Source organism: Methanobrevibacter sp. (genome assembly GCF_045644645.1).
GTDB lineage: Archaea > Methanobacteriota > Methanobacteria > Methanobacteriales > Methanobacteriaceae > Methanocatella.
On record NZ_JAZRHE010000137.1, the window covers coordinates 27,924 to 40,284 of the forward strand.

The 12,361-nt window shown below is 38.5% G+C and carries 8 protein-coding genes; all 8 read left to right on the forward strand.

Features of this window, described 5'->3' with window-relative positions; translation table 11 throughout:
• Positions 1 to 122 precede the first annotated feature (122 nt).
• The 8 genes from ACKI4K_RS08055 to ACKI4K_RS08090 all read left to right on the forward strand — a co-directional run bounded on the left by ACKI4K_RS08055 (position 123) and on the right by ACKI4K_RS08090 (position 12,322).
• Positions 123 to 9,392: a right-handed parallel beta-helix repeat-containing protein gene (locus ACKI4K_RS08055; RefSeq protein WP_407424011.1), complete on the forward strand. Its 9,270-nt coding sequence runs from the start codon at positions 123 to 125 to the stop codon at positions 9,390 to 9,392.
• Positions 9,393 to 9,788: 396 nt separating this feature from the next.
• Positions 9,789 to 10,154, forward strand: coding sequence for a ribonuclease P protein component 4 (locus tag ACKI4K_RS08060; protein WP_407424013.1), 366 nt, complete (start codon positions 9,789 to 9,791; stop codon positions 10,152 to 10,154).
• Positions 10,123 to 10,380 carry a YhbY family RNA-binding protein gene (locus tag ACKI4K_RS08065; protein WP_406532011.1) on the forward strand — a complete coding sequence of 86 codons (258 nt, stop codon included), beginning with the start codon at positions 10,123 to 10,125 and terminating at the stop codon, positions 10,378 to 10,380. Before ACKI4K_RS08060 ends, ACKI4K_RS08065 begins: the two co-directional genes overlap by 32 nt.
• Positions 10,381 to 10,476: 96 nt before the next feature.
• Positions 10,477 to 10,914, forward strand: a complete 438-nt coding sequence (locus tag ACKI4K_RS08070) for a 30S ribosomal protein S19e (RefSeq protein ID WP_407424015.1) — start codon at positions 10,477 to 10,479, stop codon at positions 10,912 to 10,914.
• 23 nt (positions 10,915 to 10,937) lie between these two features.
• On the forward strand, positions 10,938 to 11,294 hold the full coding sequence (locus ACKI4K_RS08075) for a DNA-binding protein (protein WP_407424017.1): 357 nt from the start codon (positions 10,938 to 10,940) through the stop codon (positions 11,292 to 11,294).
• A gap of 5 nt (positions 11,295 to 11,299) precedes the next feature.
• Positions 11,300 to 11,884 carry a hypothetical protein gene (locus tag ACKI4K_RS08080; RefSeq protein WP_407424019.1) on the forward strand — a complete coding sequence of 195 codons (585 nt, stop codon included), beginning with the start codon at positions 11,300 to 11,302 and terminating at the stop codon, positions 11,882 to 11,884.
• A 24-nt stretch (positions 11,885 to 11,908) separates the two neighbouring features.
• Positions 11,909 to 12,064, forward strand: a complete 156-nt coding sequence (locus ACKI4K_RS08085) for a 50S ribosomal protein L39e (protein WP_004032463.1) — start codon at positions 11,909 to 11,911, stop codon at positions 12,062 to 12,064.
• Between the two features lie 12 nt (positions 12,065 to 12,076).
• A complete protein-coding gene (locus tag ACKI4K_RS08090; RefSeq protein ID WP_297826196.1) occupies positions 12,077 to 12,322 on the forward strand; it encodes a 50S ribosomal protein L31e in 246 nt (81 codons plus the stop codon).
• Positions 12,323 to 12,361 lie beyond the last annotated feature (39 nt).

Consider the following 12,361-nt stretch of genomic DNA (forward strand, 5'->3'; position numbering starts at 1 on the left):
AAATATATTTTATTTTTTTTCAAGTATGCTTAATATTTATATGCTTGTATTACATATATATCAGTTATAAAGTTAATTTTATTTTTTATTTTGTTGACTTTATAATTTGATGAAGTGATTTAATGAAGGTTAATAAAAAAATTTTTATTAGCGCGCTTCTTGTGCTTGTGATGCTAGCCGTCATGGGTACTGCAAGTGCAACTGATTCACTTGACAATGATAATATGACTGCTGAAGATGCGGTCAGCGTTGATGTGGGTGATTCTTTAGACGATTCGCTCAAATCAGCGGAAGGTGATTTGTTGAGTGAGGGGGAAGCTACTATCTATGTGGATGGTAGTTATGATGGAGACGAACAAGGAACGGAGGACAAACCTTATAAAACCATTTCTTCCGCTGTTAGTGCTGCAACTACCGGTGGAGAAACAATTTTTATAAAGGATGGTGAATATACTCAAGATACCAAATTCTCTTTCACAAAATCAATAAATTTCGTTGGTGAAAGCAGGGACGGTGTTATCATCAAGTCCACTGCAACCAATGGTGTCTTTGAGACAGTTGAAAATGGTGTTGTCCTTTCATTTAAAAATCTGAACTTTATAGATATCACTGCCGGAAGTATTGGAACATTAAATGTGGGCGGTGATAGCAATCTGGATGTAATCAACTGTACTTTTGATAACTGTAAATCAAAATACGGTGTAATGTGGATTAAAACAACAGGAACTGTAAACATAGAGGATGTTGATATATTAAATTCTGCAGCAACCACAAACAAAGGTGCAACTGCAATTTACTTCCAGGGCGCTGGAAATTACAATATTAAAAACACTCTGATTGACAATGCTCAAAATACCGTAACCGGATTCTCATATGCACCAATATATACTGTGAATGCGGAATCTAGTTTAACTGTTGACAATGTTAGAATATATAACTGCGGCGGAAATACATATGCTATGATTTATACAAATGGAATCGCTACAGTTACAAATTCACGCATTATTAACAATACAGTCCCTGGAGCTACAGGAAAATCAATTATCTATGCTGCACGAAATACATTAACCATTGAGCAAACAGTATTCGTAAACAACAGCGCTACAAATTATTTAGTATTTTGTAATACTGGTGGAACAGCTGTTTTAAACTACAATTATATTGCTAATAATACTATTACTACTTCTGGTGCTGATTTGCCTGTATATGGTGCAGGTACAAGTGGTACCAATTCAATCAATGCGGATTCCAACTACTGGGGAAGCAATGACCCGACCATTACCGGAACAACCGTAAACAATTATGTAATTGTAAATGATGCTGGCGATTATGTTTTGAACGATGGCAGTCCTTTGCCTGAAGGCAAAACAATTCCAAGTGTAGATGAACCTAGTGATGAACCTGTCGGCGATGAAAACTCTACATTCGTGTCTGTGGACGGGGATGACAGCAACACAGGTTCAGCAGACAGCCCTGTAGCTACAATCGCAAAAGCGGTTGAGCTTGCTAAAGGCAGAACTGGTGAAATCATTATCAATGAAGGTACCTATACTGAAAATGGCATTGAGATTGACAGCGATATTCCAATCTCAATCATTGGTGATGGAAATGTTGTGATTGATGGAAATGCAGATACAATCAGTATTTTCATATTAAGCAATAATCCGTCTGTCTCTTTTACTAACATTAAATTTAGAAACAGTAGAGCACAAAACGGTGGTGCTATAAAGGCTATGGGTAGTTCTAATTCCAATACTATTGTGATTAATGTAACTGTCGACCACTGTACCTTTGAGGATATGGCCGTTACAAAACAAGGTGGCGGCGGAGCAATATATCTGAAATATGCTAGTGGTTATTTACAGGTAACTGATTCCAGTTTCACTAACTTAAATGCTAGCGGTACTTGGGGTGGAGCTATTTCCGTTGGTTATTCCATCCGTGGTGGCGGTGGACTATATGTATTGATTAATGGTTCTACTTTTGAAGACTGTTCAGCAAACAATGGTGGAGCTTGTTATTTACAAGCAAGAACAGTTGATATTATGAATTCAATATTTAGTAATAACCATGCGACTGCTGACTCTGGTGCTATATACATTTACAATTCAACTGCAAGCATTGACAATTGTGAAATTTCCGATAATGATGCTGACAGATATGCTGCAGCTATTCAAGCATCATCACCTACCGGATACACATCCGAACTAACAATCACAAATTCAATCATTGAAAATAACGTAGGTGCTAGTTCAACATTGCCTGCAATTTATGTGGATAAGGTTAATTTGGATATTTCATATTCTTCAATCGTAAATGATTTGTCCGTTGGAACTTCTTCAGCAACAGCTACCGTAAACAACAACTGGTGGGGAACCAATGATCCGAGTTCAAAAACAACCGGTTCAGGCATTACTATGAACAATTGGGTCATAATGAATGTTGTTGCAGATGTAACCGAAGCAATCCCTGGGGATGAAGTAACATTAACTGTTGACTTTAATCATGTAAACACTACTGCTGGTGAAATCGAAGAATTGACTGGTGGAGTTATTCCTAAAACATACGAAGTTCAATTATCATCCAATGATGGAACAATCGTGCCTTCAACTCTCACTATTAGTGATGGCGCAACTAAAAGCGCGGTATATACTGTAGGCGACTTGTATGATATTGTTTCCGTTTCATGTGATGAAGCCCTTGTGGAATTGAGCTTTGTACCTGAAGTGCCACCATATTACGGCATCATCTATGTATCAAAAGATGGTAGCGATGACAACAACGGTTCCGAAGAGGCTCCTGTAGCAAGCATAGCCAAAGCTGTTGAACTTGCAACACTTGTCGGAGGATCACATCAAATCATCATTAATGAAGGTACATATAAGCCTGGCGCTTCAATTACCATTACTGACGATTTAACCATTACAGGTGACGGTGCTGTGGTTATCGATGCTGACGGAATCGAAAAACTAATCGACATGCCATATTCCAGTCCTGTAAAAGGATTCACTGTTGAATTGAATAATCTGGCATTAATCAATGGAAATGGAAACCAGTATGGTACCGTATACAATTATGCTGACGCTTACCTGTTCCTGAACAATGTGAACATCAGTGATTGTACCGGTTCATACCTTGGAGGCATAATCACCACTACAGGAAACACTACCATTACTGATTGTGTAATCTCTGACTGTACTGCAGGAAGAATTATCTATGCAAGTGTAGGATATAACAAGCCGATTGCCGTAACACTCGTCAATACAACATTGAAAGACAATGTCGCATTCATCGATGACGGATCAGACATCGGTCAGGGTTATGCCGCAATTGACGTATCAACCACAACAAAAAATACAGTACTCAACTTAATCGATTCCCATTTCATAAGCAACACAGGCAAATTGGGAACCGTATACACTACCAGCAATAATGTTGTAATGAATGTGGAAGGAACTGAATTCATTGACAACACTGTCCTTACCGGAAACGGCGGTGCAATCAATGGTTATTCAATGAACATCAACAATTCAACTTTCATTAACAACAGGGCTACTAAAGACTATGTAGGTAGCGTTGCAACAGGTGGCGCAATCAACATCGGAAGATTGGGAACTGCAGTCATAACCAACTCCAAGTTTGTAGGCAATTCAGCTACCGGAAACGGAAACACCATATATAACGGATGGAAACTCACAATAAACAACTGTGCAATAATAGACAATACTCAAGGCAATGTCATCTACCACAATGGTGAAGATAATGTGATGGATGCCAAATACAACTGGTGGGGAACCAATGACGACCCTAGCAGCTTAATAGGCACAGGCGAATATGAGGACGATTATGGCTATGGATATGAAGACTGCGAATTCGATGCATCCAAATGGGTTGTCATGAATGTCGTCAACAACTTGACTTCAGAAGATCCTTTAGACATCAACGATACAATCGTGTTTGCTGTTGACTTTGCTCATTATACCGATTCCACTGGCACCCTTTACGAATTAGCTGATAAGATTCCTGAAGTGGAAGTCAGTGCAGATGCAATAAAAGGATTCTTTGACAAGGATTCAGCCACTACCGAAGGCAATGCTGTCACTTTCGTATACACAGCAGACATTGGCGGCGTGGATGAAATCAACATCACATCAGCCAAAGCAGTAAATACAACTTTAATCAACATCAATGAACCTATTGTCGTTGAAGTTGTTTATGTAAGCCCTAATGGTGATGACAGCAATGTAGGTTATTTCGATGAGCCTGTAGCAACAATTGCTCATGCTATTGAAATAGCTGAAAGGGGAAAAATAGTCATCTTTGAAGGAACTTATGCTATTGATTCCACTTTAGCAATCAATAAGGACTTGGACATTCGCGGATATGAAAATGATGTTGTAACCATTGACGGTGGCTTGAAGAGAATAATCGAAAACAATGCAAACCTCAACCTGACAAATCTTGTATTTACCAATGCTAAAAATTCAAATGGAGCAGCAATTGCGAATTATGGTAATCTGACTATTGACGGTTGTACTTTCTATAACAACACTGCTACAAGCGGCACTGGTGGAAGCATTATTCTCAATTCCAAAGGCACCATGACTGTTGACAATTCCATATTCTATGATGATGTCGCTTCCAGAGGAGTTATCAATTCCGCATCAGGAACTGAGTTGACCGTCAATAATTCTGAGTTCTATGATAATGATATGACTCTTGTTGGAACTTTCACTAGCTCTACAACATTCTACGGAATTGTCTATGCAAATAGTGCGAATGCCGTCATTGAGAATACTGTATTTAGAAACAATAAGGTCAAAAATGGTGGGGCTATCTACGCCTCCAAAGCAACTTCAGCCACTACTGGCGATATAGAAGTTATTAATTGTACATTTGAAGATAACACTGCAGTCACTGGTACTGGTGGAGCATTATTCATTTCAGGTAAAACTCAAGCCAATATTGTGAACTCCACTTTCATCAATAACACAGCTTCCGGAACCACATATGCTGGTGGTGCAATTTACACAACCGGTACTTCCAAAGCGACAGTTGTCAGTTCTGTCTTCATTGACAACTACGGCTGCAACTATCAGGATGTTGAAGATGCAGGAATTTATGTAGGCGCCACTGCCACATCTTCCAGTTCACTCGACATCAGCAATTCAGTCATAATACCTAGAGAAGGTTTCACAGGCTATGCAGTAAATGCGGCAGATGGTGCAATTGTTTCTGCAGAAAACAACTTCTGGGGTGACAACTCCAAAGCAAACACCAATGCCAATGTTGAAAAATGGGTAATCATGACTGCCGATTATGACCAGGAAAAAGGCATTCTCACAGTTGCATTCAACTCAACCAACTCAACCGACGGCACCATAGCCGATTACGATGACGTATTGCCTGACGGATTCAATGTGTCCGTAAGCTCTTCATCCGGCGGATTGGATGAAACTTTACCTGTGATTGCAGGTCAGGCTTCCACTAGATACACTGCAGTTGTAGCTGACACTTTCATTGCTGTTGAATGCGCTGATGCTGAAGTAATCATTCCTGTTGTTGTGGAACCACATATCATTTATGTTGCCGTTGACGGTGACGATAACAATGACGGTTCCAAAGACGCTCCTGTAGCCACTATTGCAAAAGCAATTGAACTTGCTGATGAAGGATTAATCGTTATTCAGGAAGGTACCTACACAACTACTGATTTGGGAATCATTTCAGACGATTTGAACATTACCGGTAACGGCACTGTCGTTATTGATGCTCAAAACAGCGACCGTATCCTTTACGTTGGCAGTGATGCCAGTGTAGTATTGAAAAACTTAATCATGGTTAACGGTGCTTCCCTTGTTGACAGTGGGGCACTACTCGGCAACGCTAACGAATTGACATTAATCAACTGTACTTTAGCCAACTCATCTGCAGGTCAAAATAACGGTGGTGCAATCTATAATGTCGGTAAATTGACTATTATAAATTCAACTATCGCAAACAACACTGCAAAAATGGGAGGAGCAATATTCACTAATTCCTATGCTGAATTAACCATAATCAATTCAACATTTGAAAATAACAAAGCATTAGGCAATGACAATTCCGGCGGTGGAGCAATTTTCGCTCAGCAACTTGCTGGTTTATTCATAGACAATTCAAGCTTCATCGAAAATGAGGCATTGGATGAATCATCCGGTGGTGCAATATTTGTTTCTCATTCAGACGCTGAATACACAATCACCAATTCCAGATTCATTGCAAACCATGCTAACGGAAAAGACAATACTGGTGGTGGAGCAATCTACATGGTAGGTCTTTCAAACACCCAAAAATCCGGTAAATTGTCCATTTCAAACACCTTGTTTGAAGAAAACACTGCGGATACATGTGGTGCGGCAATCTATGCAAGGGCTACGACTGTGGATGTTTCCAATTCAGTAATATTTGCAAACAAAGACCCAAGCGGATTTGCAGTTTACGGATACAAGACAGACACTGTCACTCCTACCATAACTCTCAACGACAATTGGTGGGGTTCCAACGATGATCCTAATGACTTTGTTGGAGGATACAACTATAAACCGACACTAACAAGATGGGTTATCCTGACTGCAACCAATGACACTCCATTTGTTGAAGGCAATACCGTTAAAATCACAGTCGACCTGAACACATGGACCGATGGTGAAGAAAACGGCACTTTAGCAACTCCAATAACAATCCCAAGAGATGTTGTTATTGACACCACATCCGGCTCCATTGAAGGTGTAATGGAAAACGGTGAATTCACAACAGATTATGTTGTTCCTGAAGATTTAAAACTTGTAGCTGTAAACGTTGATATTCAATACATTGAATTATTAAAAGTTAAAACAGGAACAGTTGTTGAAATTGATAACATCACTGCATACAAAGGCGATACAGTAAACATCACTGCAACCGTCAAGTCTGAATTCGGATTTATTGTCTTCGAGGGTGAAGTGGAAGTTTACTTTGACGACGAACTGGTTGCAACCATTCCGGTTGTCACAGGCACTGCAATGCAGGAAGTTGTTATTGATAAGGAAGTAGGAGAATATAATATTTTAGCTAAATTCATTGATTTAAGCGGTGACCTTAAAGATAGTGAAGCTAATGCCACCTTAAAGGTAATTAGGGATGAAGCTACTTTAAGCATCGCAGACATTATAGTCGATGAATTCAATTTCGTAACAATCATTGTAGAAATGGAGGAAGTTCCTGAAGGCGAAATAACTTTCACTGTTGAAGGAAATGATGTCAGTTACAATGGCACTGTCCCTATTAAAGAATTCCAGGCAATTTATGATGTCCCTGAAGCTTTAGTTAGTGGTGACTACACTGTAACAGCTTCATTTGCAGGCGATAATCACTATTATCCTGCTGAAGACAGTGAAATCTTTACTGTAGAATTAATACCTGTAACCGTTGAAGTTGCAGATATCACAGCAATCAAAGACGATGTAGTCAATGTTTCCGTAACCGTCCAAACCAGTGAAGGTTTCATGAATATCGATTCCGGTGAAGTTAAAGTCTACTTCGGTGATGATCTGGTTGCAACTATTCCGGTTGTTGAAGGTGTGGCAATCCAGGAAGTCATGATCGATAAGGATAGCGGCGTATATGATATCTTAGCCGTCTACACAGATTCATCCGCCATGTATGACAGTAGCAGCGGTAGCGCTGTTTTAAATGTAACCAAAATGGATGCTAACTTAAAAATCACTGAAATTGCTGTTGATGAATTTAATAATGTAGTGATCACTGTTGAAATTGATGATAATGTTGTAGGCAGTGTGACTTTCACTGTCAGCGGTGAAGGCGCTAGCTACACTCAGGACGTTCCTATCGATGAAGGCTATGTCTTTTATGAAGTTCCTGAGGCTTTAACCAGCGGCAACTACACTGTAACAGCTTCATTTAAAGGTGATGAGTACTATTATCCTGCTGAAGACAGTGAAGTCATTTATATGTCCAGGATTGACACCAGCCTATCTGCTAAGGATATTGCTGCTGTTCATAATGTCAGCTCCAGATTCTATGTTACCCTGATGGATGTTAAGGGCAATCCTATTGTCGGTGCTAAGGTTAACCTGGTCTTAGGCCATATCAACAAGACTGTAAGAACCGATGCCAGCGGTAGAATTTCCGCATCCACTGTAAACTTGGATTCCGGTAATTACACTGCTGTTGTTTCATTTGCAGGTAATGAGATGTATAATCCTTCCAATACTACAGCTAACGTATTTGTAAAATATGATTCTGTTTTATCTGCTAATGATATTGTAGCTGTTTATAATGTCAGCTCCAGATTCTATGTTACCCTGATGGATACAGAAGGCAATCCTATTTCAGGCGCTAGGGTTAACCTGGTTTTAGGTCCTATCAATAAGACTGTAAGAACCGATGCTAAAGGTAGAATTTCCGCATCCACCAAGAATTTGGATCAGGGCAATTACACAGCACTTGTTTCATTTGCAGGTAATGAGATATATGGTCCTTCAAATACAACTGCAAACGTATTTGTAGATAAGATTGCTACAGAGTTATCCGCTGATGATGTTGTTGCACTTTATAATGTAAGTTCCAGATTGTATGTTACCCTGAAAGATGCCAACGGCAATCCTATTGTCGGTGCTAAGGTTAACCTGGTCTTAGGTCCTATCAACAAGACTGTTAAGACTGATGCTAAAGGTAGAATTTCCGCATCCACCAAGAATTTGGATCTCGGAGATTATACAGCTATGGTTTCATTTGCTGGTGATGACATATACAAACCTTCAAGCATGACAGCCAAGGTTCAAGTAAAAGCAGGAACTGTTCTATCCGCTGATGACGTTGTCGGAGTTTATAATGAAAGTTCCAAATTGTATGTCTATCTAAAGGACACAGACGGCAATGCTATTGCTGGAGCTAAAGTCAAAGTGGTTTTAGGAAGCATTACCAAGACTGTAAAAACCAATGCTAACGGTAGAATTTCCGTATCCACTAAAGCTTTAGAGCCGGGCGATTACACAGCCAAGATTTCATATGCAGGTGATGACACTTACTACAAATCAGAAACTACAGCCAATGTGTTTATAGATAAGATTGACACTACATTATCTGCCAATGATGTTGTTGCTGTTCATAATGTCGGCTCCAGGCTATATGCCACCTTAAAAGATGCTGACGGTAATGTCATTTCCGGTGCCAAAGTCAATATGGTCTTAGGCAACATCAACAAAACCGTAAAAACCGATGCAAAAGGTAGGGTTAGTGCATCTACCAAGAATTTGGATCCTGGTAGTTATACTGCTGTTGTTTCATTTGCAGGTAATGAAATATACAAACCTTCAAGCACAACAGCAAATGTAGTGGTATCCGAATAGATAAAAAGCATAAATTTGAAATTAGGAGATTATCTTATCTCTCCTACTTTTTTTATTTTTTACGATACGGCTATTGTCGTATGGATTTTTCGTTTTGATTATATCGTTTGTGATTTTTACTTTTTTTTGAAATAATCGCCTTGATGATTGCTGTTTGATTGTGTGGATTGGATTTTTATCCGATCGGGGATTTTGAAAGTGTTATTTATTTTTTTATTTTTGTTTTTTTCGAAAGATTTTTCCCAAAATCCACAACCTTTATAAATACCAATAAACATATTTATTCTTAATATTCATATTAACCTAAGGTTAACTTTAACTATGGTTTTTGTTTTAATTTGCGCAAATCATTTTAATTCAATTTTGAATATTATATCCTACAAAGGGAGGATATTTTTGAGTAGAGGAAAAAGACCGAAGTGGATGATTGATATAGCAACCGAAAGGATGGATATTCTTTTCAAGCGTGCTGAGATGGAATTCATCACCCATCCCGAGCGCTCCAACCGCTATGTTGAGCTTGCCTTAAAGCTGTCCACCAAGTACAATACCAAAGTCCCTGAAAGATGGAGGCGGAGATATTGTCGCAAATGCAAGAAATTCCTTTACCCTGGTCACAATTGCACCGTCCGGCTGGTTAACTCGGAAGTTAACATTTTTTGTGGTGAATGTGGCCATGTCATAAAGATTCCTTATCACAAGGAAAAGAAGATTAAGAGGAGAGCTAAATATGAGTCAATCAAAAAAAGAAATGATGAATAGAGCTCTTTCCGCGATGACAATTAACATTGGTAAAGGCGGCGTTAATGATAATGTCATTGAAGAAATCAAACGTCAGCTGAAGGCTAATGAAATTGTTAAACTTAAATTTGCAAAAAATATCGCTAGAGATAAAGATGATTACATCGACGAAATCGTCACAAAAACAAGAGCTCAGCTCATTGATGTAAGAGGACACGTTGCTGTAATCTATAAGAAAAAGCCTTAAACATTATAAATTTAGAGTTACAGGCCCTATTTTTTTAGGTCTTAAATTTACAGTGGATTAAGCTACAATTATTTAATAAAATATTGGAGAATTAATATGACTACTGTATTTGATGTACCTGCAGATTTATTAATTGAAAAAGTCGCAGAAGAATTTAAAAATAATGATAAAATCAATTCCCCTGCATGGTCCAATTTTGTTAAGACTGGTGTTCACAAGGAAAGAAAACCGGAAAACACAGATTGGTGGTATATAAGAACTGCTTCCATTATCAGAAGAGTTTATATGGATGGTCCTGTGGGAGTTATTAGTTTAAGAACTTTTTACGGTGGTAAAAAAGACCGTGGTGTACGTCCTGAAGTTTTCAGAAAAGGCAGCGGATCCATTATCAGAACCGCACTTCACCAATTGGAAGACGCAGGATATGTTGAAAAAGTCGAAGGTGGAAGAGTTGTTTCCCCAGCAGGAAGATCATTCTTGGATAAAATTTCTGCTGAAATTATTAAAGATATTCCTGAACTTGCAAAATACTAATTAGTTTATTTGGAGAGTTTGATATGAGCGATTTAGATGAAATCCGTCAAAAAAGAATGGCTGAACTGCAAGCTCAACAAGCCGCTATGCAAAATCAGGCACAGCAACAGGCTGCTGCACAAGCTCAACAGGCTGCAGCACAGGAGCAATTCGAAGCTCAAAAGAAACAGATTTTGGGTCAGATCATGACTCCCGAAGCCCGTGCCAGATTGGCTAATCTCAAATTGACCAAACCGGAACTTGTTAATCAAATTGAACTTCAATTGATTCAATCCGCTCAAGCCGGAAGTTTAAGAGGAAAAGTCACTGACGATCAGTTAAAAGTGCTCTTAAGAAATATTGCAGGTCAAAAGAGAGAAATCAAAATTACAAGGAAATAATATCGATGAAAGCTGGTGTATTATATAGTGGTGGCAAGGACTCATCCTTCATGGCTGTCATGCTTAAAAGATTGGGTCTTGATGTGGAATTATGCACTGCTAACTTTGGTGTTTACAAATCATACATTCCAGCGGCAAAATCCGCAGAGGCATTGGGTTTCAATCATAAGGTCATTGACTTGGACATTGACATACTGGATAAAACCTGTGATATGATATTGGATGATGGATTTCCAAACGACGGAATTAAATTTATTCACGAAAATGTCATAGAAAATGTTGCCTGTGAGTACGATATTATTGCAGACGGAACAAGACGTGATGACAGAACTCCTAAACTCAACATCAATCAGATAAGAAGCCTTGAAGATAGAAAAGATGTGCAGTATATAAATATGGACAGTTTTGGTCACAAATCTGTTAGATTAATAACATCAAACCTATTCGAAATATCCCATGAAAAGTCAAACAGGGATAACAGTTCGGATTATGAGGTTGAAATCAGGACTTTGATTGATGAGAAGGGAGGAAATTCACTGGATATATTCCCAGAACATTATCAAACTCGTGTTATCGGATATAAAAAATAATTATTATATGTTACAGGTGAGAAAATGAGTAGAAATAAACCATTAGCTAAAAAATTAAGAATGGCAAAAGCAAACAAACAAAATAGGAGAATTCCAATCTGGGCTTATGCTAAAACTAACCGTAAACTTAGATACAGACCAAAACCTAGACATTGGAGAAGGAACAGTCTTAAATTATAATGAGGGGTTATTATGGAAAGAGTTTACACAATTCCACTTAGAAATGTTAAAAATGTTAAAAGGACTATCAGAGCTCCTAGAGCTATCAGAGAAGTCAAAAACTTTTTAACCAAACACATGAAAGCTGAAGAAGTAAAAATTGATGAATCTATTAATCATGCTATTTGGGAAAGAGGTATTCAAAAAATACCTTCTAAGATTACTGTAAAAGCAGTCAAAGATGATGATGGTGTTGTACAAGCTACTTTAGCAGAATAGCTGCAGTACACTACCATACTATTGAGTGATGTGAGGTAA